A 23,754-nucleotide genomic window follows, 5' to 3' on the forward strand; every position below is an offset into this window, starting at 1 on the left:
GATGCCGGACCAGCGGATGCCGGATTCGCGGATGCCGGCTCAGCGCGTCTCGACGAGCGCGGCGCGCTGGCGGTCGAGGTCGCGCAGCGCGACGCGCACCTCGCGCCCCTCGGTGGAATCGGCGGGGACGCGCTGGATCGCGCCGAGCAGTTCGTGCTTGCGACGGTCGAGGGCGCGCACCTGCAGGTGCACGCAGAGCGCGCGCGTGGAGGCGATCGCTTCGGCCTCGGTGAGGGCCGGGAACGAGCCGGTCAGCAGCTCGACGGCCAGCGACCGGTACGGCTCCCGCGTGGACTCCGCCGCCTGCGAGGCCCATCCGATGCGGGTGCGGTCGGGCTGGGCGAGCACCGCCTGACGCACCGCGTCGAGCCCGGGGTGCGTCATCGGCAGCGCGAGCGCCGCCGCGACGGCATCCTGCTCGAGCTGATGCCCGTACTGCAGGATGCCCATGAGCGCGTCGCGCTCGGTCGCGGCATCGGCGGTGCGTGGCAGCGTCGCGAGCGTCACCCGCACGTTCGCCTCGGCGGGCGCCTCGACGTCGGCGGCCGCGGCCGGAGCCGACCCTCCGGCGCGCGGTGCGTTCGTGCGCGCATCCTGCGGGGCACGGGAGGCGCGCGCGGCGCGCTCGACGGCCGGCGTGACCTCGGCGAGGTCGAGGCCGAGCTTTCGGGCGAGCACGCGCGTGTAGCCGGGCCGCAGCGCCGAGTCGCGGATGTCGGCGACGATCGGCGCGGCCGCGCGCAGTGCGCCCACCCGCCCTTCGACCGTGCCCAGGTCGAATCCGGCCAGCCGCTGGTCCATCACGAACTCGAACATCGGCGCCTTGGTCTCGACGAGGCTGCGCACCGCCTGGTCGCCGCGCATGAGGCGCAGATCGCACGGGTCGAGGCCGTCGGGCGCCACCGCGACATAGGTCTGCGCGGCGAACCTCTTCTCCTCGCCGAACGCGCGCAGCGCCGCCTTCTGGCCGGCCGCATCCGGGTCGAACGTGAAGACGACCTCGCCCGCGGCCGACGCGTCGTCGCCCATGACGCGGCGCAGCACCGTGATGTGGTCGGTGCCGAACGCCGTGCCGCAGGAGGCGATCGCCGAGGTGACCCCGGCGAGATGGCAGGCCATGACGTCGGTGTAGCCCTCGACGACCACGACGCGGTGGTCGCGTGAGATGGACTTCTTGGCGAGGTCGAGCCCGTAGAGCACCTGCGCCTTCTTGTAGATCGGCGTCTCGGGGGTGTTGAGGTACTTGGGTCCCTTGTCGTCGTCGAACAGCCGCCGGGCTCCGAAGCCGATCGTCTGGCCGGTGACGTCGCGGATGGGCCAGACGACGCGCCCGCGGAACCGGTCGTAGACGCCGCGCTGACCCTGCGAGAGCAGCCCGGCGGTCGTCAGCTCCTCGTCGCTGAAGCCCTGCGCTCGCAGTGCGTCGCGCAGGCCGTTCCAGCCTTTCGGCGCGTAGCCGACGCCGAAATGGGCGGCCGCGCCCGCGTCGAACCCGCGCTCGCCGAGGAAGCGGCGTCCCGCGTCGGCCTCGGCGCTCGACAGCTGCGCACGGAACCACTCCGCCGCCGCCGTGTTGGCGGCGTACAGGCGCGTGCGCCCGCTCGTCTCGGGCGCGGGACCACCGTCCTCGTAGTGCAGCGCGAACCCGATGCGACCGGCCAGCCGCTCCACCGCCTCGGTGAACGACAGGTGGTCCATCGCCCGCAGGAACGAGTAGACGTCGCCCGACTCGCCGCACCCGAAGCAGTGGTAGTAGCCGACCTGGGGCCGCACGTGGAAGCTCGGGCTGCGTTCGTCGTGGAAGGGACACAGGCCCTTCAGCGACCCGACTCCGGCCGACTTGAGCGCGACCCGCTCCCCCACGATGTCGGCGATGTTCGTGCGCGCCTTGACCTCTTCGACGTCGGCCTGGCGGATGCGGGCCATCAGAGGCCCTCGAGCGGTTCGGGGAGCGCGAAGTGCGGCGGGATGGTCGCCCTGCCGTCGCTGGACCACAGCCCGAGCTCGCGCAGGTCGACCGGGCCGATCAGGCGCGCGTGCCACTCGATCGCGAAGCGATCGGTGAGGGTCGCGACCTGGTCGACGACGACACGGCGACGCGCGGCATCGGAGCCGGCGGCGGCGAAGTCCTCGGCGTGGAGGGCGTCGAGGTGCTCGGGCCGCTCCCACAGCGCGGTGGCGAGCCGCTTGAGCACCCGGCGCTGCTCCTTGTAGAGCCCCTTCCGGCCGTCGATGGAGACGACGAAGGCGCCGATGACGCCCTTGAGCACCGCCATCTCGGCCTCGATCACCCGCGGCACGATCACACGGCCGCGGTAGCGGGTGAGCACGGGGCGCGCGAAGTGCTCACGGGTCGCGGCGGTCGCAGCGCGCGCGAACCGGCCGATGAGGTCGGAGGTGAGGTTCTTCAGGTGCGCGACGTCGGCGCGGGAGCCGTCGTAGCCGTCCAGCCACTCCGGCAGGAGCGTGAGCCGGTACAGCGCGTCCTCGAGCTCGTCGCGGCCGAACCCGAGCCCCACCCAGCTCTGGATCGCCGTGAGCAGCGCCTCCCGCTCGCGCGGGTCGGAGAGCCGACGCGGATCGAGGTAGCCGTTGAGGATGGCGTCCTCGACGTCGTGCACCGAGTAGGCGATGTCGTCGGACAGGTCCATGACCTCGGCCTCGATGCACCGCAGCCGCCCCGGAGCGCCCTCGCGCAGCCAGTGGAAGACCGCCTCGTCTTCGGGGTAGACCCCGAACTTCTGCCGGCCGCCGGGGTCGGGCACGGCGTGGTCGGCCGTCCACGGGTACTTGCACGACGCGTCGAGGCTCGCGCGGGTGAGGTTGAGGCCGAACGAGCGGCCGTCCTCGCCGATGACCTTCGGCTCGAGGCGGGACAGGATGCGCAGCGTCTGCGCGTTGCCCTCGAAGCCGCCGATGTCCTCGGCCCAGTCGTTGAGCGCCCGCTCGCCGTTGTGGCCGAACGGAGGGTGCCCGATGTCGTGGCTCAGGCACGCCGTGTCGACGACGTCGGGCGAGAGCTCCAGCGCGAGCGCGAGCTCACGGCCGACCTGCGCCACCTCGAGCGAGTGCGTGAGACGGTTGCGGGCGAAATCGGCCGGGCTCGCCGGGCTCAGCACCTGCGTCTTCGAGGCGAGGCGTCGTAGCGCCGCGGAGTGCAGCACGCGGGCGCGGTCGCGGGCGAACCCGTCGCGCTGCGAGCGGTGCTGCTCGGGGTGGAAGCGTTCGGCGTCGTGGTCGTCGTACCCGGCGGGTCGGCCGCTGGAGACCCCGGCGGCGCGGACGCCTGCCTCAGCCGCCACTGTGGTCGAGCTCCGCTTCGGCGATGGCGGAGGTCTCCGCGGCGTCGAGGTCACGCGATTCGAGCCACCGGTCGGGAAGCGCCGGACGCTTCGGCGTGCCCGCGCGGCCGCGCTGACCCTCGGCGGCGGCGCCCGGATACGGCGCGTCGAGGTCGAGCGTGGCGAGGATCTCGTCGATCTCCGCGAGCGAGGATGCCGTCGCCAGGCGTGCGCGGGTGTCGCCGCCGACCGGGTAGCCCTTGAAATACCACGCGACGTGCTTGCGGATGTCGCGGCATCCGCGGCCCTCGTCCTCGAAGAAGTCGACGAGCAGCTCGGCGTGGCGACGGAACGCCTGCGCGACGAAGCCGAGGGTCGCATCGACGGGATCGCCGTGGGCGGCATCCGGTGTGCCGACGGCGCGGGCGAGGTCGCCGAACAGCCAGGGCCGTCCCAGGCAGCCGCGCCCGACGACGACGCCGTCGCAACCGGTCTCGGCCATCATGCGCACCGCGTCCTCGCCCGACCAGATGTCGCCGTTGCCGAGCACCGGAATGCTCGTGACGGCCTCCTTCAGCGCGGCGATCGCGCTCCAGTCGGCCGTGCCGGAGTAGAACTCCGCGGCCGTGCGGGCGTGGAGGGCGACGGCGGCGACGCCGGCGTCCTCGGCGATGCGTCCGGCATCCAGGAAGGTGAGGTGGCCGTGGTCGATGCCCTTGCGCATCTTCACCGTCAGCGGCACGTCGCCGGCCGCGCGCGCGGCGCGTGTCACGATGTCGCGGAACAGTCCGAGCTTCCACGGCAGCGCCGCACCACCGCCCTTGCGGGTCACCTTGGGCACGGGACAGCCGAAGTTGAGATCGATGTGGTCGGCGCGGTCCTCTTCGACGAGCAGCCGCACCGCGGCCTCGGTCGTGGCCGGGTCGACTCCGTACAGCTGGATGGAGCGCGGCGTCTCGGACTCGTGGTGGGTGATCAGGCGCATCGTCGTCGCGTTGCGCTCGACGAGGGCGCGGGTCGTGATCATCTCGGAGACGTAGAGCCCGGCCCCGTACTCACGGCACAAGCGGCGGAACGCCGTGTTGGTGATCCCCGCCATCGGCGCGAGCACGACCGGCGCGTCGAGCTCGATCGAGCCGATGCGCAGGGTGCGGGCGGGGGCGAGGGTGTCGGACATCCTGTCCATTCTCCCAGAGTCGGTCGGGTCGCCGGCGCGTGCGGCGGGCATATCGTGGAGAACATGGCCGACACCGCAGCTGTGGACATCCGCACGATCCCCTTCCTCGCCGCCGACGGCAGCGAGACGACCCTCTCCGACGTGGCCGGCGCCGGCGCCGTGCTCGTCGTCAACGTCGCCTCCAAGTGCGGCCTCTCGCCCCAGTACGAGCAGCTCGAGGAGCTGCAGCGCACCTACGGCGAGCGAGGGCTTCAGGTGGTCGGCTTCCCCTGCAACCAGTTCATGGGGCAGGAGCCGGGGTCGATGGAGGAGATCCTCGAGTACTGCGCGATGACGTGGGGGGTCAGCTTCCCGGTCATGGACAAGATCAAGGTCAACGGGGCCCACGCCGCGCCGCTCTACAAGGCGCTCAAGAAGGCGAAGAACGCCGAGGGCGCGAAGGGCCCGGTCATGTGGAACTTCGAGAAGTTCCTGCTGACGCCGGACGGCGCCGTGCACCGCTTCCGGCCGCAGACCAAGCCCGACGCGCCCGAGGTCGTCGAGGCGATCGAGAAGAGCCTCGCCTGAGAGTGCTCTCCGTCTGAAGCGCGGCCGTCAGCCCTGCTTCTCGGCCCAGACCTGGCGGGCGATCTGCGAGAACGCCTCGGCGGGCTGCGCGCCCGACACGCCGTATTTGCCGTCGATGACGAAGAACGGCACGCCCTGGATGCCGTACGCCTGCGCCTGCGCCTGGTCGGCGCGCACCGCAGCGAGGTAGCGGCCCTCCTCGAGCGCGGTGCGTGCGGCATCCGCGTCGAGGCCGACCTCGGCGGCGAGCGCGACGAGGTCGTCGATGCGACCGACGTGCTTGCCCTCGGTGAAGTACGCCGACATGAGGCGCTCGCTCATCTCGAGCTGGCGGCCCTGCTCCTTCGCGAAGTGCAGCAGCTCGTGCGCCTTGACGGTGTTGGTGTGCTGCAGGATGTCGAAGTGGTACTCGAGTCCCGACTTCGCGGCGATGCCCGTGACGTGCTCGTGCATCTGCGCCGCCTGCTCGCGGGAGATGCCCTTGTGCTCGGCGAGGAACGCCGAGATGTCGCCCTCGAAGTCGACCGGCGTGTCGGGCGAGAGCTCGAACGAGTGGTAGGTCACCTCCACCCGGGGAGCGTCGGCGTCGTCCGCGGTCGCGGCCAGTCCGTTCTCCAGATTGCGCTTGCCGATGTAGCACCAGGGGCAGGCGATGTCACTCCACACGTCGATCTTGATGGCATCCGTCACACCCGGTGCAACGCGCGGCGGCGGGCGGTCTATTCCCGTCGGGGCATGGATGCGGCACGGCTACGCTGATCCGATGCCCGATATCTCCCCGCTCCCCCGCGACGCACGCCGGCGCGTGCTCGTGGCGGGCACGTCCGGGGTCGGCAAGTCGACGCTCGCCCGGCGCCTCGCGGCCGCGTGGGACCTGTCGTACACCGAGTTGGATTCGCTGTTCCACGGATCGGACTGGACTCCGCGGCCGCAGTTCGTCGACGACGTGCGCGCCATCGCCGCCGGCGAGGCCTGGGTGTCGGAGTGGAGCTACTTCTCCACCGATGCCGCGGCGCTGCTCGGCGAGCGCGCGCAGGTGCTCGTGTGGCTCGATCTCCCGCGGCGCATCGCGTGGCCGCGCCTGCTGCGCCGCACCGTGCGGCGCGCCCTCACCCGTGAGGAGCTGTGGAACGGCAACGTCGAGCCGCCGCTGTGGACGGTGCTGCACGACGAGGAGCACATCCTGCGCTGGGAGATGCGCACGCACCGCAAATGGCGGGAGCGGATGCCGTCGATCGTGCGCGACTACCCGCATCTCGTGATCGTGCGGCTGCGGCATCCGCGGGACGTGCGGCGCTGGCTCGCCGCGAACGGGGCGTGAGCCTCGTCCGCGCTCAGGAGGCCGTGGGCGTGTCGACGGCGCCGCCGAAGCGACGGTCGCGATCGAGGTAGACCTGGATCGCGTGCCACAGGTCGGAGCGCGAGAAGTCGGGCCACAGCGTGTCGAGGAACACCATCTCGGCGTAGGCCGCCTCCCACAGGAGGAAGTTCGACGTGCGCTGCTCGCCGCTCGAGCGCAGGAACAGGTCTACGTCGGGCATGTCGGGCACGTACAGGTGCTTGCGCAGCAGCTTCTCGGTGATCGCCGAGGGCTTGAGCCTGCCCGCGGCGATCTCCTCGCCCATGCGGCGCATCGCGTCGATGATCTCGAGGCGTCCGCCGTAGTTGACGCACATCGTGAGGGTCAGCACGTCGTTGCCGCGGGTGAGCTGCTCGGCGTACTGCAGCTCCTTGATGACCGAGCCCCACAGGCGCGGCTTGCGGCCGGCCCAGCGGATGCGGACCCCCCACTCGTTGAGCTGGTCGCGGCGGCGGTGCAGCACGTCGCGGTTGTACCCCATGAGGAAGCGCACCTCCTCGGGTGAGCGCGCCCAGTTCTCGGTCGAGAACGCGTAGACGCTGAGGTGCTTCACCCCCGCCTGGATGCCGCCGGCGACGACGTCGAGCAGCACTTCCTCGCCCGCCTTGTGCCCCTCGATGCGGGTGAGTCCGCGCCGATTCGCCCACCGCCCGTTGCCGTCCATGACGATCGCGATGTGGTTCGGGACCCCGCCCTTCGGATAGGCGGGTGGATACACGCCCGTCCAGTCCAGCGGCCGATACGGCACGGCGTCGCGGTGGGTATACGGCTTCGGACTCATCGGGTCCCTTCCACGTGCGAGAGCGAGCGGATGCCGCGCTCCAGATGCCACTGCGCGTACGCCGCGACCAGGCCGGATGCCGCCGCCGACGCGTGGGCGGGTGCCGCATCGACGAGGTCCCACTCCCCCGCCATGAGGGCGCGTAGGAGGGCGCCGGTGTCGGGACGCAGGCGTGCGGAGCCGGCCGGGGCGCAGTCGCCGCACACGGTGCCGCCGAGCTGGGCGACGAACCAGTCGTGCGGGCCGGGGGCGCCGCAGCGGGCGCACTCGTCGAGTCCGGGCGACCAGCCCGAGAGGGCCATCGCGCGCAGCAGATACGAATCCAGCACGGCGCGCGAATCGTGGTCGCCGCGCGAGAGCGCGCGCAGACCGCCGACGAGCAGCAGGTACTGCTGCGGCGTGGCCTCGGCCTCGTTGAGCCGGTCGGCCGCTTCGACCATCGCGTGGGCGGCGGTGTAACGGTCGTAGTGCAGGGCGATCTCGGCGCCGTACGCACCGAGCGACTCGGCCTGCTGCACGATGTCGAGGGTGCGTCCCTGGAACAGCTGCACGTCGGCGACCATGAACGGCTCGAGCCGGGCGCCGAAGCGCGACGACGTGCGCCGCACGCCCTTCGCGACCGCGCGCACCTTACCGTGGCGGCGGCTGAGCAGGGTCACGATCCTGTCGGCCTCCCCCAGCTTGTGGGTGCGCAGGACCACGACCTCGTCGCGATAGGTGGGCACCCGTCCATTATCCGTCCCGGCTCCGACGCCGGCGCGGAGGCGGGCGGTGCGGCGGGGCGAGGCGCGCGGTGGTGCGCGCGGCGGTGCGCGCTCCGGGGCCCTGGGGCACCGACAATGGAGGACGTGACCGAGCCGATCTTCGTCATCCCGCTGTGGGCCGACCTCCTCGCCGTCGCACTCGGCGGCATCCAGGGCGCCCTGTTCGCGTCCGGGTTCCGCGGGCAGCGGCGGCTGGACTTCCTGGGCGTCGCCCTCATCGGGATCATGATCGGCATGGGTGGCGGCCTCATCCGCGACCTGCTGCTGAACACGACGCCCGTGACGCTGCAGACCAACTGGTATCTGTTGACGGCGACGGGCGCGTCGCTGTTCGGGATGCTGCTGGCCGGCATGTTCGAGCGGCTGTCGAAGCTGATCATCGGGCTCGACGCGCTCGTGATCGGCCTGTTCGGCGCGTTCGGCACGAGCAAGGCGCTCGCCCTGGGTCTGCCCCTCGTCCCCGCCGTGTTCGTCGGGGTGTGCGCCGCGGCCGGCGGCGGCGTGCTGCGCGACGTGCTCATGGGACTGCCGGTGGCGATCATGCACGTCGGATCGCTGTACGCGGTCGCCGCCGGCGGAGGCGCGTTCGTGCTCGCCGTCAGCCAGACCCTCGGTCTCGACGCCGTGTGGGCGGCGGTGATCGGCGTCGCGGTGACCACCGTCATCCGCGTGCTCGCCGTCGTGTTCGACATCTCGCTGCCCGAGCAGCGCGCCCTCTACCGCCGCAAGGTCGCCGTCGAGACCAGCGCGATCCCGATCATCCGCCCTCCCGCCCCCTGAGCACATCGAGACCCGCATCTGACGCCGAAACCCGCCTCCAGAACCGGGGTCTCGGCGCGTAAGCCGGGTCTCGGCGGTTCATCGTCTTCGCCGTGCGACCACGGACGACGGCGTCTGCGGGTACAGCGCGGCACGCAGGGCGAGGAGTGGGGCCGGCTGTGAGGGACGCATCTGAGCGAGACCCGCGGTACAGAGGATCGCAGCGAGTTGGTCGGAGGCGACGACGTCGGCCCACGCCCAATGTGCCACGGCCTTGAGCCCGTGCGTGGTGCGCAGCCGCGCGTCACGCGCATTGCGTTCACGCAGTGACGCACGCGCATCGCCGTACTCGCCGCTGTACTTCACCTCGCCGTCAGCCTCGCCTGCGACGGCCGACCGTCGCCACAGGAAATCGACCCGGTCGTGGCCGCCAGGAGACCGGAACCAGCACTGCAATTCCGGCGCCTCGAAGCCCAGCCACTCGATCACGGCGAGGCTCACGTCCTCGAGCGGTGACTCCGTCTGCGCCGTCGCCCGGTCGAAGACCCACTGCGCGGTGCGGATGCCGCGCGCGGTCGCTCGGTCGCGCGCCAGCGCATGCAGGTCGTCGGGTCCGAGTGAGCGGTCCGTGCGGAGGAGCGCCGAGGCGACCGCGAGGCCGACGGCCGGATGTCGCGCGCAGGCGATCGCGACGGCTGCGGCCTCGGGAGACACGACCCGGATCCCGCCGCGGTGATCCTCGCTCGGAATCTGCGCCGAGGTGTGCACTCGCACGCCTGCGACCGCCCGCGACTTCTCCGGTGACGCCACGACCACGTGCACGTCGGCCGGTTCGCCGAAGACGGGCAGACCGTGCAGAGCGGCCGCCGACTCGAGCGCGAACACCGCATCCGGTCGGTTCCGCGCGACGGCATGCACCCGTGCGAGGTACCGATCCCACGGGGCCAACCGCTGCCATGCGTCGGCGGGCACGTACACACCGCGCGTGACGCGCTGCAGCTCGCCTGCGCGCTCTCTACGGTCGGGGTGCGAGATCTCGTCGGCGCGGAAGAGTGCGATAGGGCTGGCACGCAGCGCCCGAGGGTCCGTCGCTGGGGTCGTCATGCCGCCACCGAACCAGATCCGAAGTCCGCGCCATACGCCATCCACAGCGGCGCCTCCCATCCACCGCTCTCGCCGTGGGTGGGGAGGAAAACGTCGAGACCCGCCCCGTACGCCGAGACCGCCGTGGGGAACGGGGGGTTTCGGTGTGTGGAGTGGGTCTCGACGATGCAGCCCGTGTCACGCCGGGCCCGGGCCCAGACCCGGGCGCTGCGCGGCGGGTCAGACGGCGGCGAGCTCGGAGGGGGCGGTGCGGGTGCGGATCGCGCGGTTGACGGCGGAGACGATCGCCTTCAGGCTCGCCGTCGAGATGTCACCGTCGATGCCGACGCCCCACAGGCGCACGTCGTCGACCTGCAGCTCGACGTAGGCGGCCGCCTGCGCGTCGCCGCCGGCGCTGAGGGTGTGCTCGACGTAGTCGTACAGCGTCACGTCGAAGCCCTGCGCGCGCACGACCTCGAGGAACGCCGATACCGGGCCGTTGCCGACGCCGCGGGTCGCCACCGACTGCTCACCGTCACGCAGGGACACCTCCAGCGACACCTCGCCGGACATGTCGCTCTGCGTGCGGGTGGACAGCAGCTCGAAGCGGCCCCACTTGTCGTCGGCGACGGATGCCGGCAGGTACTCGTCGGTGAAGATCGCCCAGATCTGGTCGCTGGAGACCTCGCCCCCCTCGGCATCGGTCTTGGCCTGCACGACGCCGGAGAACTCGATCTGCAGCTTGCGCGGCAGGTCGATCGCGTGGTCGGTCTTCAGCAGGTAGGCGACGCCGCCCTTGCCCGACTGGGAGTTGACGCGGATCACCGCCTCGTACGAACGGCCCAGGTCCTTCGGGTCGATCGGCAGGTACGGCACGGCCCAGTGGATCTCGTCGACCGTGACGCCGGCGGCGGCGGCACGGGCCTCCATCGCCTCGAAGCCCTTCTTGATGGCGTCCTGGTGCGATCCGCTGAACGCGGTGAACACGAGATCGCCGGCCCACGGGCTGCGCTCGTGCACCGGCAGCTGGTTGCAGTACTCGGCGGTGCGCTTGACGTGGTCGATGTCGCTGAAGTCGATCATCGGATCGATGCCCTGCGTGAGCAGGTTGATCCCCAGCGCGACGAGGTCGACGTTGCCGGTGCGCTCGCCGTTGCCGAACAGGCAACCCTCGATGCGGTCGGCGCCGGCCATGTAGCCGAGCTCGGCCGCCGCGACGGCGGTGCCGCGGTCGTTGTGCGGGTGCAGCGACAGGATGACGTTCTCGCGGTGCGCGAGGTGGCGGCTCATCCACTCGATCGAATCGGCGTAGACGTTGGGCGTGGCCATCTCGACGGTCGCGGGGAGGTTGATGATGACCTTGCGCTCGGGCGTCGGTTCGAAGACCTCGATCACCTGGTTGCAGACGTCGACGGCGAATTCCAGCTCGGTGCCGGTGTAGGACTCCGGCGAGTACTCGTAGTACACGGTCGTCTCGGGGATGCGCTTCTCGAACTCGCGGCACAGCCGCGCGCCCTCCAGCGCGATGTCGATGATCCCCTGCCGATCGGTGCGGAACACCACCTCGCGCTGCAGCACGCTCGTGGAGTTGTACAGGTGCACGATGGCCTGCTTGGCCCCGCGGATCGACTCGTAGGTGCGCTCGATGAGGTGCTCGCGCGCTTGCGTCAGCACCTGGATCGTGACGTCATCGGGGATGAGGTCCTCTTCGATCAGCTGGCGCACGAAGTCGAAGTCGGTCTGGCTCGCGCTCGGGAAGCCGACCTCGATCTCCTTGTAGCCCATCGACACGAGCAGCTCGAACATGACGCGCTTGCGCTCGGGGCTCATCGGGTCGATGAGGGCCTGGTTGCCGTCGCGGAGGTCGACCGCGCACCAGCGCGGCGCCGTCTCGATGCGCTTGGCGGGCCAGGTGCGGTCGGGCAGGTCGACGCGGATCTGCTCGTGGAAGGGGCGGTACTTGTGCACCGGCATCCCGGAGGTCTTCTGGGTGTTGTCCATGGGGTCGTCTCTTCTTCGTCGGGAAGGGCGGGCCAACGACAAGCTCCGCGACGAGGGAGGCCCTGGGTTACGAGGTCTCGTCGCGGCGGCTAAGAAGAAGGAGCGAGCCTGCACGCATGCGCCCATGCTACACCCGCTCGCCCGGCGGGTCTCCCGTGAGACGGATGCCGCCGCCGCGACACTGTCGGGGTATGAGATCCCGCATCCTCACCGCAGCACTCCTGACGGGCGTCGTGCTGGCCGGGGCGGCCGGCTGCGCGACGGGCCCGCGTTCGCCCGTGGGCGAGGCTCCCCCGGCGACACCCGGGGCGGCCCTGCCGGGCCTCCCGGACGGCGAGGTGACCGCCCAGGGCACGGTGCTCGACACCGGTGACGACCCGCAGCTGTGTCTCGGCGCCGTCGCCGAGTCGTACCCGCCGCAGTGCACCGGCATCCCGCTCGCCGACTGGACCTGGGAGGGTCTGGACGGATCGGAGTCGGCCTCCGGTGTCACCTGGGGCGCGTACGCGGTGCAGGGTGTGTACGACGGGAGCGTCTTCACCGTGACGGCGCCGCCGGTGATGCTCGCGCTGTACGACCCGATGGTGCCCGACGACCCCACGAACGGCGAGCCCGGACCCGCCGACGAGGAGACGCTGCTGGTGCAGGAACAGGTGCACGCCGATCTCGGTGCCGACGTGCTGTCGTCGTGGCCGCAGGACGGGCGGCTGTGGGTGCAGGTCGTGTGGGACGACGGCACCGTGCAGGACGCGGCGGATGCGGCCTACGGCGACGACGTGGTGCTCATCCGCTCCGCACTGCACCCGGTGGACTAGAAGCCGACTAGAAACCGAGGCGGCCCAGCTGCTTCGGGTCGCGCTGCCACTCCTTGGCGATGCGCACGTGCAGCTTGAGGAACACCTTCGTGCCCACGAGCGGCTCGATCTGCGCGCGGGCCCGGGTGCCGACATCGCGCAGGCGCGCACCCTTGTGGCCGATGATGATGCCCTTCTGGCTGTCGCGTTCGACGACGATGTTCGCGTGGATGTCGGTGATGTCGGCATCCTCACGCTCGGCGATGTCCTCGACGGTGACGGCGATGGAGTGCGGCAGCTCGTCGCGCACGCCCTCCAGCGCGGCCTCGCGGATGATCTCGGCGATCCGGTCCTCGACCGACTCGTCGGTGACGACGCCCGCTTCGTAGAGCGCCGGACCCTCGGGCATAAGAGTCAGGAGTTCATCGGCGAGCACGTCGAGCTGCTCGTGCGCTTTCGCATCGGTCGAGGCGACGGCCGACAGCGGGATCACGGCGGCCCAGTCCTCGCGCAGGCTGTCGACCTCCATGAGCCGCTCGGTGATCTGCTCGCGCGTCGCGATGTCGGTCTTGGTGACGATCGCGACCTTCTTGGCGCGGCGGTAGCCGTCGAGCGATTCCGCGATGCGCCGGTCGCCGGGGCCGACCTTGTCGACGGCCGGCACGAGGAATCCGATGACGTCGACGTCGCCGAGCACCTGCTCGACGAGGTCGTTCAGACGCTGACCGAGGAGCGTGCGCGGCTTGTGGATGCCGGGGGTGTCGACGATGACGAGCTGACCCGTCGGCCGGTTCAGGATGCCGCGGATCGCGCGGCGTGTGGTCTGCGGCTTGTCGCTCGTGATCGCGACCTTCTCGCCGACGAGCGCGTTGGTCAGCGTCGACTTGCCGACGTTGGGCCGGCCGACGAACGTGACGAACCCGCTGTGGAACGCGGCGTCGGACGGGACAGCCGAATCGGACGGGACGGTACCGTCTGACGGGACAGGGCCATCGGTGGGGACAGGGGCGTCGCTCATCGCGCGTCCTCCTTCACGATCGGGATCGCGCCGGTGCGGGGGCGGGATCCGAGGGACTCCTCGACGGCCTTCAGCGCCTCGGAGCGTTCGACGAACACGGTCGCAAGCCCCCGGCCGCGACCGCGCGAGGTGCCGCCGGTGAGCACGAGACCCTGCACCTCGACGGTCGCACCGGGCAGCGGGATGCGGCCGAGCGCCTTGCCGAGCAGCCCTCCGATCGAGTCGACGTCGTCGTCGTCGAGTTCGATGCCGAACAGCTCCCCCACCTCGTCGAGGCCGAGCCGCGCGCTGACGCGGTAACGGCCTTCACCGAGCTCGACGACCTCGGCGGCGCGGGGGTCGTATTCGTCGGCGATCTCGCCCACGAGCTCCTCGATGAGGTCTTCGAGGGTCACCAGACCCGCGACCCCGCCGTACTCGTCGACGACGAGGCACACGTGCACGGCCTCGCGCTTCATCTGCTGCAGCAGCGTCTCGGCCTTCATCGACTCCGGCACGAAGATGGCGGGTCGCGCGATCTGGGCGACGGGGACGTCGCGCCACGCCGTCTCGTCGCGGTACGCGAACTGCACGAGGTCCTTCAGGTAGACGACGCCGGTGATGTCGTCGGCCTCGTCGTCGGCCACGGGGATGCGCGAGACGCCCTTGTCCAGGAAGAGGTGCATCGCCTCCTGCGTCGTGGCGGCGGCATCCATCGTCACCATGTCGGTGCGCGGCACCATGACGGCGCGGACGAACGTGTCGGTGAAGTCGAAGACGGAGTGGATGAGCTCGCGGTCGTCCTCCTCGATGAGGTCCTGCGAGGCGGCCTCGTCGACCATGCTGAGCAGCTGCTCCTCGGAGGTGAACGACGCCGTGCGCGAGACGCCCGGGGTGAGGCGCTGTCCGACGACGACGAGCAGGTGCGCGAGCGGCCCGAGCACGATGCGCGCACCGCGCACGACCGGAGCGAAGGCGCGCAACAGCCCCTTGGCGTGCTGGCGGCCGACGCTGCGCGGACTCGCGCCGACGAGCACGAACGACACCGCCGTCATGAGCAGGGCGGCCACGAGCATCGCCCACCAGTAACTGTCGAGCAGGATGGTGAAGGCGACCGTCACGAGCACCGCCGCCGTCGTCTCGGCCAGGATGCGGATGAACACGACGGCGTTCGCGTGCGGATCCGGCTCGGCGGCGATCCTGGCCAGCGGCCGAGGGTTGCGCGCGGTGAGGGCGAGGTCGGTGAGGTCCGCGCGGGAGGTGACCCCGAGTGCGGCGTCGAGGGCGGCCATGAGACCACCGAGGGCGACGAGCAGCGCCGCCGCGATGAGAAGCAGCGCTTCGGTCATGCGCGCCGTCGACGCTCGGACGCGTGGAAGGCGGCGATGAGCTCGCGCTGCAGACCGAACATCTCCCGCTCGTCCTCGGGCTCGGCGTGGTCGTAGCCGAGCAGGTGCAGCAGCCCGTGTGTCGTGAGGAGGATGAGCTCGTCGATCGTCGCGTGCTTGGCGGCGGCGGCCTGCGTCTCGGCGACCTGCGGGCACAGCACGATGTCGCCGAGCAGTCCCGGCGGGGTGGGCTGGTCCTCGGTGCCGGGGCGCAGCTCGTCCATCGGGAAGCTCAGCACGTCGGTCGGACCGGGCTCGTCCATCCACTGCACGTGGAGCGCCTCCATGGCGCCCTCGTCGACCAGCAGGATCGCGAGGTCGGCGTCGGGGCTGACGTGCAGCTCGGCGAGGTTGTTCTCGGTGAGGCGCAGCAGCACCGTCTCATCGACGGCGAAGCCCGACTCGTTGGTGATCTCGATCGTCATGACCGTCCTCGCTTCGGCTGGTGGTCGCGGGGGCCGGCGGGCCGCAGGCCCGACCGGCGCTCCGCGCGGTTGGCGAACTCGCTCGCCTCGTCCCGCTCGCGGCGGGCGGCGAGGCGCTGCTCGTCGTACTCGGTGTAGGCGTCGACGATGCGGCCCACGAGCGTGTGGCGCACGACGTCGGCGCTCGTCAGGAACGAGAAGTGGATGTCGTCGACGTCCTTGAGCACCCGGGTGACCAGGCGCAGCCCCGACGCGCCCTGTGGCAGGTCGATCTGCGTGATGTCGCCGGTGACGACCATGCGCGTGCCGAAGCCGAGGCGCGTGAGGAACATCTTCATCTGCTCAGGCGTGGTGTTCTGGGCCTCGTCGAGGACGACGAACGAGTCGTTGAGGGTGCGTCCGCGCATGTAGGCCAGCGGCGCGACCTCGATCGTGCCCGACGCCATGAGCTTGGGGACCAGCTCGGGGTCCATCATCTCGTTGAGCGCGTCGTAGAGCGGGCGCAGGTACGGGTCGATCTTGTCGGTGAGCGTGCCGGGCAGGAACCCGAGACGCTCCCCCGCCTCGACCGCCGGCCGGGTGAGGATGATGCGGCTGACCTCGCGGCGCTGCAGGGCCTGCACGGCCTTGGCCATCGCGAGGTAGGTCTTGCCGGTGCCGGCCGGCCCGATGCCGAAGACGATCGTGTTCTCTTCGATCGCGTCGACGTACGCCTTCTGCCCCACGGTCTTGGGCCGGATGACCTTGCCGCGCGAGGAGAGGATCGACTCGCCGAGCACCTCGGAGGGCCGCATCCCGGCGTCGATGATGCGCGAGGACGCGTGCACGTCGGCGGGATCGAGCCCCTGGCCCGACCGCGCGAGGGCGATCAGCTCGTCGACGAGACCGTTCGCGGCGGCGACGGCATCCTCGTCGCCGGTCAGGGTGATCTCGTTGCCGCGCACGTGCACCTGCACGGCGGGATGCTCGCGCTCGACGACGCGCAGCAGGCGGTCCTGCGGCCCGAGCAGCTGCACCATCGCGATGCCGTCGGCGTAGATGCGCCGGGTGACCGGCTCCGCGCCGTCAGGCACCGAGACTCCCCTCGGAGAGGCCGCCGCCGAGCACGTGCGCATGCACGTGGAACACCGTCTGGCCGGCGTCGGCGCCGGTGTTGAAGACCAGACGGAAGTCGCCGCCGGTCTGCTCGTGCGCGAGCGTGTTGGCCAGCCCCACCATCTCGGCCAGCAGCGCCGGATCGCCCGCGGCGAGCTCGACGACGTCGCGGTAGTCCTGCGTCTTGGGGATCACGAGCAGGTGCACGGGCGCCTTGGGCGCGATGTCGCGGATGGCGAACGCGTTCTCGGTCTCGGCGATGATCTCGGACGGGATCTCGCCGTTGTAGATGCGCGTGAAGACCGACGGTTCGCTCATCGCCCCAGTCTATCGACCGGCCTCGACGCCGGGGTGGGCGCCGACGGGGCGGGGCTTCACCAGCGTCCGAGGCGGGCGTTGACGAGCGCGAGGGCCGCGGGGCCGGCCGTCGAGGTGCGCAGCACGGTGTCGCCGAGGCGCACCGCGCGGGCACCCGCGTCGGCGAGCCGGTCGAGCTCTTCGGCGGCGATGCCACCCTCGGGCCCGACGACGAGCACGAGATCGCGGGCGAGGTCGGGGACGAGCGAGGACAGCGCGACGGATGCCGTCGGCTCCAGCAGCAGCACGTCGGCGTCGGCGCACCGCGCCGCGAGCTGCGCCGTCGTCACCGGCTGAGCCACCTCGGGCACCCACGCGCGGTGGGCCTGCTTGGCGGCCTCGCGCACGATCGTCTGCCACCGGGCGACACCCTTGGCCGCCTTGGCCGCGTCCCAGCGCGACACCGAGCGGGCCGCCTGCCAGGGCACGATCTCGTCGACGCCGAGCTCGGTCGCGGCCTGGATCGCCAGTTCGTCACGGTCGCCCTTGGCGAGGGCCTGCACCAGCACGAGTCGCGGCACGGATGCCGGTTCATCACGGCGCGCGGTGATGCGCACCACGAGCCGCTTGGGAGCGACCGGCTCCTCCACGACGCCCGACAGCCAGGCGCCGCGTCCGTCGCCGACGGTCACCTCCTCGCCCACCCGCACGCGGCGCACCGCCACGGCGTGGTGCGCCTCGGCCCCCGTGAGCACGACCGCGTCGCCGACGCGCGCGTCGGAGACGGTGCCGCGCAGGGCATCCTCCGCCGCCACGGCGTCGGGGACACCGGCGCGCGCGAGCGTCGCGGCGTCGTCGGCGAGGAAGTGCAGCGCCATCTCAGCCCCGGAAGCGGTCGCGCAGCTTCGCGAACAGGCCCTGGTGGAACTCGGCCAGGCGCGGGGCGGGTGCCTTCGTGCGCTTGGCGAACTCCTCGATGAGGGCGCGCTCCTTGCCGTCGAGCCGCGTCGGGGTCACGACCTGGATGCCGACACGCAGGTCGCCGCGCTGGCCACCGCGCAGCGGCGTGATGCCGCGGCCCTTCACGGTCAGCACGTCGCCCGACTGGGCGCCGGCCTTCACGTCGAGGTCGACGTCGCCGTCCAGGGACGTGATCGTCGCCGACGCGCCGAGGATGGCATCCGGCATCGACACCTCGAGGGTGGCCAGCAGGTCGTCGCCTTCCCGGCTGAACGCCTCGTTCGGCGCGACGGTCACTTCGAGGTAGAGGTCGCCGTTCGGTCCGCCGGCCGGGCCCACCTCGCCGGAACCCGGCATCTGCAGGCGCAGCCCCGTCTCGACGCCGGCGGGGATGTCGACCGACACGGTGCGGCGCGCGCGCACGCGACCCTGCCCGGCGCACGTGGTGCACGGGTACGGGATGGTCGTGCCGTAGCCCTGGCACGTCGTGCACGGCTGCGAGGTGACGACGTTGCCGAGCAGGCTCCGCACGGTGCGCTGCACGTTTCCCGCGCCGTGGCAGATGTCGCAGGTCACGGGCTGGGTTCCCGGCTGACAGCACGAGCCCTGGCAGCTCTCGCACAGCACCGCGGTGTCGACCTCGATGTCGCGGTGGGCACCGAACACGACGTCGGCGAGATCGAGGGTCACCCGCACGAGGGCGTCCTGACCGCGCTCGCGGCGGTCGCGGGGGCGCGATCCCCGCCCGCCGCCGCCACCGAAGAACGTCTCGAAGATGTCGCCGAAGCCGCCGAAGCCCCCGGCGCCGCCGAAGGCCCCGCCGTCGCCGCCCATGTCGTAGCGCTGACGCTGCTCGGGGTCGCTCAGCACGTCGTAGGCGTGCGTCACGAGCTTGAAGCGCTCCGACGCCTCCTCGCCCGGGTTCACGTCCGGGTGCAGCTCTCGCGCGAGCCGGCGGTACGCCTTCTTGATCTCGTCGGGGGTCGCGTCGCGCGACACGCCGAGTACCTCGTAGTGGTCTGCCACTTTCGCCTCTCCCACCCCTCACCGGGGTGCGGTCGATGTCAGCGGGCCCGCTCGTCTTCGTCGAGCAGCCGGCCGAGATAGTGGGCGACGGCTCGCACCGCCGCCAGATTCGTCGGGTAGTCCATGCGGGTCGGGCCCAGCACGCCGACGCGTGCGGGCGACCCGGCGGGGTCGTAGTCGCTCGTGAGCACCGACGCCTCGGCGAGGCCGAACGGCTCGTTCTCGCGTCCGATGCTCGCCGCGAGCCCCTGCTCGTCGGCGACCATCTCGCTCATGAGGCGCAGCAGCGTCACCTGCTCCTCGATCGCCTCGAGGACCGGGTAGATGCTGCCGCGGAAGTCGGCCTCGCTGCGGGCGAGGGTGGCGGTCCCTGCCATGACGAGGCGGTCCTGGCGGAACTCCTCGAGCTCTTCGGCGAGGATGCGGGCGACGCCGCGCACGGCGGCGTCGACGCGGCCGCCGTCCCCCGGCGCCGCGAGGAACGCGCCGATCGCCTGCAGGCCGTCGCGCACGCTCGCCCCGGTGACCAGGCCCGCGATGGCGGCCTTGACGTGGGCGACGTCGGCCTCGTCGAGGTCGCCCTGCAGGAATCCCATGCGCTGCGACACGCGTCCGGTGTCGGTGACGACGATCACGACGATCCGGCCGCCGCCCAGATGCACGAACTCGACGTGCGACACGTTCGCCCGCGCGAACGACGGATACTGCACGAGGGCGACCTGGCCGGTCAGGCGCGACAGCGACCGCACGGTGCGCACGAGCAGGTCGTCCAGGTCGGCGGGCTCGTCGAGGAACGACGTGATCGCCGCGCGCTGCGCCGGCGACAGCGGCCGCACCTCGGCGAGGTGGTCGACGAAGACCCGGTACCCCTTGTCGGTCGGGATGCGCCCCGACGAGGTGTGGGGCGCGGCGATGAGGTCTTCGTCCTCGAGCAGCGCCATGTCGTTGCGGATGGTCGCGGCCGACACCCCGAAATGGTGGCGGTCGACGATCGACTTGCTGCCGACGGGCTCGCGGGTGTCGACGTAGTCCTGCACGATCGCCCGCAGCACCTGCAGACCGCGTTCCGAGACCATGACCCCTCCTCACCGCATCCGCTTCGACTGGCACTCGTCAGCCCTGAGTGCCAATTCTACTCAGTGAGGGCGCGGACGACGGCATCTGCGAGCAGACGCCCCTTCAGGGTGAGCACGAGACGGCCCCGCAGCGCGGCCGCCGGGTCGACGAGGCCGTCGGCGATGAGGCCGGCGACGGCGCGTCGAGCGGCTTCGGGCAGGTCGCCGATCGCGAGTCCGTCGACGATGCGCGAGCGCAGCAGTACGCCCTCCAACCGCCGGGCCTCCGCGTCGGGACGCTCGCGTCCCGCGGCGGGCGACTGCCCGGCGTCCAGGCGCTGCGCGTAGGCGGCGGGATGCTTCACGTTCCACCAGCGCAGCCCCGCGACGTGACTGTGCGCGCCGGGACCGTAGCCCCACCAGTCGGTCCCCCGCCAGTAGGCGAGGTTGTGCCGCGAGCGGTGCGCGTCACCGCGCGACCAGTTCGACACTTCGTACCAGGAGTAGCCCGCCTCCCCCAGCAGCGCGTCGGCGAGCTCGTACATGTCGGCCTGCAGGTCGTCGTCGGGCGCGTCGACCTCGCCGCGGCGGATGCGGCGCTCCAGCGCCGTGCCGTCCTCGATGATCAGCGCGTAGGCCGAGATGTGGTCGGGCGCGAGCGCGATCGCCGACCGCAGCGACGTGCGCCAGTCCTCGAGGGACTCGCCCGGCGCACCGTAGATGAGGTCGACGCTCACGTCGAGTCCGGCCCGGCGCGCCGCGGCGACGGCCGAGGCGACACGGTCGGGGTCGTGCGTGCGGTCGAGGGCGGCCAGCACGTGCGGCACGGCCGACTGCATCCCGATCGACAGCCGTGTCACGCCGGCTTCGGCCAGACTCGCGGCCACGGCATCCGTCACGGTGTCGGGGTTGGCCTCGACGGTGACCTCGGCGCCGGGCGTCAGACCGAAGGTGTCGCGGACGCCGGCGAGCATCCGCGCGAGGTCGCCCGGGGGCAGGAGCGTGGGCGTGCCGCCGCCGAAGAAGACGGTCGCGGCGGGGCGCAGGGGACCGGCGTCCGCCAGCACCGCGCGCGAGAGCGCGATCTCGCGCAGCACCTCGTCGGCGTAGGCGTCCTGTCGGGCGCCGCGAAGCTCGGTCGCGGTGTAGGTGTTGAAGTCGCAGTAGCCGCACCGTACACGGCAGAACGGCACGTGCAGGTAGACGCCGAAGTCGGTGCCGGCATCGGTGCGCACGTCGTGCGGCAGTGCGCCGTCGGCCGGTGCGGGATCGCCGAGCGGGAGTGCGGAACCCATCAGGCCGTCGTCGTGTACAGCGGGGAGATCGCCCGCAGGTACCCCTGGAAGAGTTCGCGCCGACGGCGCGTCACCAGCGGCGGCAGCAGGCGGTAGAGGGCCGCGACGGGGCGGTCGAACGCGCGCACCGTGAACCACACCTCGTCGGTGTCGTGCCACTCGATCATGAACGATTCCTCGCCCGAGACGACGGAGTCGCCGATCGTGCCCAGGGCGAAGCCGACGCGTCGCGGCTCCTCGACGACGAAGATGACCCGCACCGACGCGTCGGCGCTGAGCCCCTTGACCCGACCGCTCAGCCTTGCCGAGCTGCCGGCGCCGACGTAGGGCACGCCGTCGGCGTCGAAGCGCTGCTCGGACTCCAGGCGCGAGGGCGCCACGGCGTTGCCCTCGGCGTCGAAGCTCACCCCCGAGTACATCGGGCCGGATGCCGGTCGCACGTCGCTCACGCTGAGGCCGGCGCCGCGCAGCGCGCCCCACGCCAGCAGGGCGTCGGCGGCGGCGGCGAAGCGGTCCTCACCGCTGCCGATCCGCCACGACTGCTCGGCCGGACGACTCTTCTCGGGCGGGTAGCCCATGAGGTCGGCGGCCTGGGTCGCGCCGACCGCGGCGTAGTCGACCGTGCCCTCCTGGAAGCTTCCGCGGCGCATGGATTCCAGCCTAACCGTGGTGATTACTTCTTGTCCTTGCCGTCGACGTCGCCCGACAGGGCGGCGATGAACGCCTCCTGCGGCACCTCGACGCGGCCGACCATCTTCATGCGCTTCTTGCCCTCTTTCTGCTTCTCGAGGAGCTTGCGCTTGCGGGTGATGTCACCGCCGTAGCACTTCGCGAGCACGTCCTTGCGGATGGCGCGGATGGTCTCGCGCGCGATGATCCGCGCGCCGATCGCGGCCTGGATGGGCACCTCGAACTGCTGACGCGGGATGAGCTTGCGCAGCCGCTCGGCCATCATCGTGCCGTAGGCGTACGCCTTGTCGCGGTGGACGATCGAGCTGAACGCGTCGACCTTCTCACCCTGCAGCAGGATGTCGACCTTCACGAGGTCGGCCGTCTGCGATCCCGCGGGCTCGTAGTCCAGGCTCGCGTAGCCCTGCGTCTTCGACTTCAGGTGGTCGAAGAAGTCGAACACGATCTCGCCGAGCGGCATGTTGTAGCGCAGCTCGACGCGGTCCTCGCTGAGGTACTCCATGCCCAGCAGTGTTCCGCGCCGCGACTGGCACAGCTCCATGACGGTGCCGACGTAGTCCTTCGGCAGCAGGATGCCGACCTTGACCACCGGCTCGGAGACCTCCGCGACGCGGCCGTCGGGGTACTCGCTCGGGTTCGTGACGGTGACCGTGTCGCCGGTGTCGGTCGTGACCTCGTAGGTCACCGAGGGCGCCGTCGTGATGAGGTCGAGGTCGAACTCGCGCGCGAGCCGCTCGGTGATGATCTCGAGGTGCAGCAGGCCCAGGAACCCGCAGCGGAACCCGAAGCCGAGAGCGACCGAGGTCTCCGGCTCGTACTGCAGCGATGCGTCCGACAGCTTGAGCTTGTCCAGCGCCTCGCGCAGGACGGCGTAGTCGCTGCCGTCGATCGGGTAGATGCCCGAGAAGACCATGGGCTTCGGGTCGGTGTACCCGGCGAGCGCGTCGGAGGCGGGCTTGCGGTGGTTGGTGATCGTGTCGCCGACCTTCGACTGCCGCACGTCCTTCACGCCCGTGATGAGGTAGCCGACCTCGCCGACACCCAGGCCCTTGGTGGGCACCGGCTCCGGGCTGGACACGCCGATCTCGAGCAGGTCGTGCTGCGCGCGCGTCGACATCATCTGGATGCGCTCGCGGGGCTCGAGCTTGCCGTCGACCATGCGCACGTAGGTGACCACGCCGCGGTAGGAGTCGTAGACGGAGTCGAAGATCATGGCGCGGGCGGGAGCGTCGGCGTCGCCGCGCGGTGCCGGGATCTGCTCCACGATGCGGTCGAGCAGGCCTTCGACGCCCATGCCCGTCTTGCCGCTCACGCGCAGCACGTCGTCAGGGCTGCCGCCGATGAGGTTCGCGAGTTCGGCGGCGTACTTCTCGGGGTCGGCGGCCGGCAGGTCGATCTTGTTGAGGACCGGGATGATCTGCAGGTCGTTCTCGAGGGCGAGGTACAGGTTCGCGAGGGTCTGCGCCTCGATCCCCTGGGCGGCGTCGACGAGCAGGATCGCGCCCTCGCAGGCGGCGAGCGACCGCGACACCTCGTACGTGAAGTCGACGTGTCCGGGGGTGTCGATCATGTTGAGCGCGAACACCTGATCGTTGGTCGAGCCCGTCGAAACCGCCCACGGCATCCGCACCGCCTGCGACTTGATCGTGATGCCGCGCTCGCGCTCGATGTCCATGCGGTCGAGGTACTGCGCGCGCATGTCGCGGTCGGCGACCACGCCGGTGATCTGCAGCATCCGGTCGGCCAGGGTCGATTTGCCGTGGTCGATGTGGGCGATGATGCAGAAGTTGCGGATCTGCTCTGGAGGGGTCGCGGACGGCTCGAGAGGCTTCAGGGCGCGTGGGGACATGTCCCCGGAAGTCTACCGGCGAAGCAGCCCGTCGACCGCCGGTGCCGACGGCGGCGCGGAATAATAGCCGACCACCTCAGCGACGCGCCAGAGCGGCACTCCATGAGAAA

23 protein-coding genes are annotated in these 23,754 nt (G+C 71.3%); 4 read left to right on the forward strand and 19 right to left on the reverse strand.

Annotated elements, in window-relative coordinates; all coding sequences use genetic code 11:
• Positions 1-39: 39 nt before the first annotated feature.
• From dnaG to dusB, 3 genes are read right to left on the reverse strand one after another with little or no spacing between them, the layout of a single operon-like run.
• Positions 40-1,926 carry a DNA primase gene (gene dnaG / locus C7474_RS08175; RefSeq protein WP_121058766.1) on the reverse strand — a complete coding sequence of 629 codons (1,887 nt, stop codon included), beginning with the start codon at positions 1,924-1,926 and terminating at the stop codon, positions 40-42.
• On the reverse strand, positions 1,926-3,302 hold the full coding sequence (locus C7474_RS08180; RefSeq protein ID WP_121058768.1) for a deoxyguanosinetriphosphate triphosphohydrolase: 1,377 nt from the start codon (positions 3,300-3,302) through the stop codon (positions 1,926-1,928). The genes dnaG and C7474_RS08180 overlap by 1 nt, the downstream gene beginning before the upstream one ends.
• Entirely contained in the window at positions 3,292-4,458 is a 1,167-nt protein-coding gene (gene dusB / locus C7474_RS08185) for a tRNA dihydrouridine synthase DusB (protein ID WP_121058770.1), read from the reverse strand. The genes C7474_RS08180 and dusB overlap by 11 nt, the downstream gene beginning before the upstream one ends.
• 63 nt (positions 4,459-4,521) lie before the next feature.
• On the opposite strand from dusB, the gene C7474_RS08190 reads away from it, so the two are divergent.
• Positions 4,522-5,025, forward strand: a complete 504-nt coding sequence (locus tag C7474_RS08190; protein WP_121058773.1) for a glutathione peroxidase — start codon at positions 4,522-4,524, stop codon at positions 5,023-5,025.
• A 27-nt stretch (positions 5,026-5,052) separates the two neighbouring features.
• Here C7474_RS08190 and C7474_RS08195 read toward each other — a convergent pair whose 3' ends face one another.
• A complete protein-coding gene (locus C7474_RS08195; protein WP_121058775.1) occupies positions 5,053-5,715 on the reverse strand; it encodes a DsbA family oxidoreductase in 663 nt (220 codons plus the stop codon).
• Positions 5,716-5,788: 73 nt separating this feature from the next.
• Between C7474_RS08195 and C7474_RS08200 the strand changes: the two genes are divergently transcribed.
• A complete protein-coding gene (locus C7474_RS08200; RefSeq protein ID WP_121058777.1) occupies positions 5,789-6,346 on the forward strand; it encodes a P-loop NTPase family protein in 558 nt (185 codons plus the stop codon).
• 13 nt (positions 6,347-6,359) lie between these two features.
• On the opposite strand, the gene C7474_RS08205 is transcribed toward C7474_RS08200, so the two are convergent.
• Together C7474_RS08205 and recO are read right to left on the reverse strand one after the other, a co-directional pair.
• On the reverse strand, positions 6,360-7,166 hold the full coding sequence (locus C7474_RS08205; RefSeq protein ID WP_121058779.1) for an isoprenyl transferase: 807 nt from the start codon (positions 7,164-7,166) through the stop codon (positions 6,360-6,362).
• Entirely contained in the window at positions 7,163-7,891 is a 729-nt protein-coding gene (recO, locus tag C7474_RS08210) for a DNA repair protein RecO (RefSeq protein ID WP_121058781.1), read from the reverse strand. Before recO ends, C7474_RS08205 begins: the two co-directional genes overlap by 4 nt.
• A gap of 123 nt (positions 7,892-8,014) precedes the next feature.
• Between recO and C7474_RS08215 the strand changes: the two genes are divergently transcribed.
• Positions 8,015-8,710, forward strand: a complete 696-nt coding sequence (locus C7474_RS08215; RefSeq protein WP_121058783.1) for a trimeric intracellular cation channel family protein — start codon at positions 8,015-8,017, stop codon at positions 8,708-8,710.
• Between the two features lie 78 nt (positions 8,711-8,788).
• Here C7474_RS08215 and C7474_RS08220 read toward each other — a convergent pair whose 3' ends face one another.
• Together C7474_RS08220 and leuA are read right to left on the reverse strand one after the other, a co-directional pair.
• Positions 8,789-9,793, reverse strand: coding sequence for a type IV toxin-antitoxin system AbiEi family antitoxin (locus C7474_RS08220; RefSeq protein WP_158597316.1), 1,005 nt, complete (start codon positions 9,791-9,793; stop codon positions 8,789-8,791).
• 219 nt (positions 9,794-10,012) lie between these two features.
• Positions 10,013-11,773 (reverse strand): 2-isopropylmalate synthase, encoded by a 1,761-nt coding sequence (gene leuA / locus C7474_RS08225; protein WP_121058787.1) that lies wholly within the window; start codon positions 11,771-11,773, stop codon positions 10,013-10,015.
• A gap of 191 nt (positions 11,774-11,964) precedes the next feature.
• On the opposite strand from leuA, the gene C7474_RS08230 reads away from it, so the two are divergent.
• On the forward strand, positions 11,965-12,588 hold the full coding sequence (locus tag C7474_RS08230; RefSeq protein ID WP_121058789.1) for a hypothetical protein: 624 nt from the start codon (positions 11,965-11,967) through the stop codon (positions 12,586-12,588).
• 7 nt (positions 12,589-12,595) lie between these two features.
• On the opposite strand, the gene era is transcribed toward C7474_RS08230, so the two are convergent.
• From era to lepA, 11 genes are read right to left on the reverse strand one after another with little or no spacing between them, the layout of a single operon-like run.
• Positions 12,596-13,585: a GTPase Era gene (era, locus tag C7474_RS08235; RefSeq protein WP_121058791.1), complete on the reverse strand. Its 990-nt coding sequence runs from the start codon at positions 13,583-13,585 to the stop codon at positions 12,596-12,598.
• Positions 13,582-14,913, reverse strand: coding sequence for a hemolysin family protein (locus tag C7474_RS08240; RefSeq protein ID WP_121058793.1), 1,332 nt, complete (start codon positions 14,911-14,913; stop codon positions 13,582-13,584). The genes era and C7474_RS08240 overlap by 4 nt, the downstream gene beginning before the upstream one ends.
• Positions 14,910-15,377, reverse strand: a complete 468-nt coding sequence (ybeY, locus tag C7474_RS08245) for an rRNA maturation RNase YbeY (protein ID WP_121058795.1) — start codon at positions 15,375-15,377, stop codon at positions 14,910-14,912. The genes C7474_RS08240 and ybeY overlap by 4 nt, the downstream gene beginning before the upstream one ends.
• Complete coding sequence (locus C7474_RS08250) at positions 15,374-16,396, reverse strand: PhoH family protein (protein ID WP_121059377.1); 1,023 nt, start codon at positions 16,394-16,396, stop codon at positions 15,374-15,376. The genes ybeY and C7474_RS08250 overlap by 4 nt, the downstream gene beginning before the upstream one ends.
• Positions 16,397-16,442: 46 nt before the next feature.
• Entirely contained in the window at positions 16,443-16,790 is a 348-nt protein-coding gene (locus C7474_RS08255) for an HIT domain-containing protein (RefSeq protein ID WP_121058797.1), read from the reverse strand.
• 56 nt (positions 16,791-16,846) lie between these two features.
• On the reverse strand, positions 16,847-17,647 hold the full coding sequence (locus C7474_RS08260; protein ID WP_121058799.1) for a 16S rRNA (uracil(1498)-N(3))-methyltransferase: 801 nt from the start codon (positions 17,645-17,647) through the stop codon (positions 16,847-16,849).
• Between the two features lies 1 nt (position 17,648).
• Entirely contained in the window at positions 17,649-18,755 is a 1,107-nt protein-coding gene (gene dnaJ / locus C7474_RS08265; protein ID WP_121058802.1) for a molecular chaperone DnaJ, read from the reverse strand.
• A 38-nt stretch (positions 18,756-18,793) separates the two neighbouring features.
• Complete coding sequence (hrcA, locus tag C7474_RS08270; RefSeq protein WP_121058804.1) at positions 18,794-19,831, reverse strand: heat-inducible transcriptional repressor HrcA; 1,038 nt, start codon at positions 19,829-19,831, stop codon at positions 18,794-18,796.
• A gap of 56 nt (positions 19,832-19,887) precedes the next feature.
• Positions 19,888-21,105, reverse strand: a complete 1,218-nt coding sequence (gene hemW / locus C7474_RS08275; RefSeq protein WP_121058806.1) for a radical SAM family heme chaperone HemW — start codon at positions 21,103-21,105, stop codon at positions 19,888-19,890.
• Positions 21,105-21,755 carry a DUF1990 family protein gene (locus C7474_RS08280; RefSeq protein ID WP_121058808.1) on the reverse strand — a complete coding sequence of 217 codons (651 nt, stop codon included), beginning with the start codon at positions 21,753-21,755 and terminating at the stop codon, positions 21,105-21,107. Before C7474_RS08280 ends, hemW begins: the two co-directional genes overlap by 1 nt.
• 23 nt (positions 21,756-21,778) lie before the next feature.
• Positions 21,779-23,644 (reverse strand): translation elongation factor 4, encoded by a 1,866-nt coding sequence (lepA, locus tag C7474_RS08285; protein ID WP_121058810.1) that lies wholly within the window; start codon positions 23,642-23,644, stop codon positions 21,779-21,781.
• Positions 23,645-23,754: the final 110 nt, after the last annotated feature.

Source organism: Microbacterium telephonicum, from assembly GCF_003651225.1.
GTDB classification, from domain to species: domain Bacteria; phylum Actinomycetota; class Actinomycetes; order Actinomycetales; family Microbacteriaceae; genus Microbacterium; species Microbacterium telephonicum.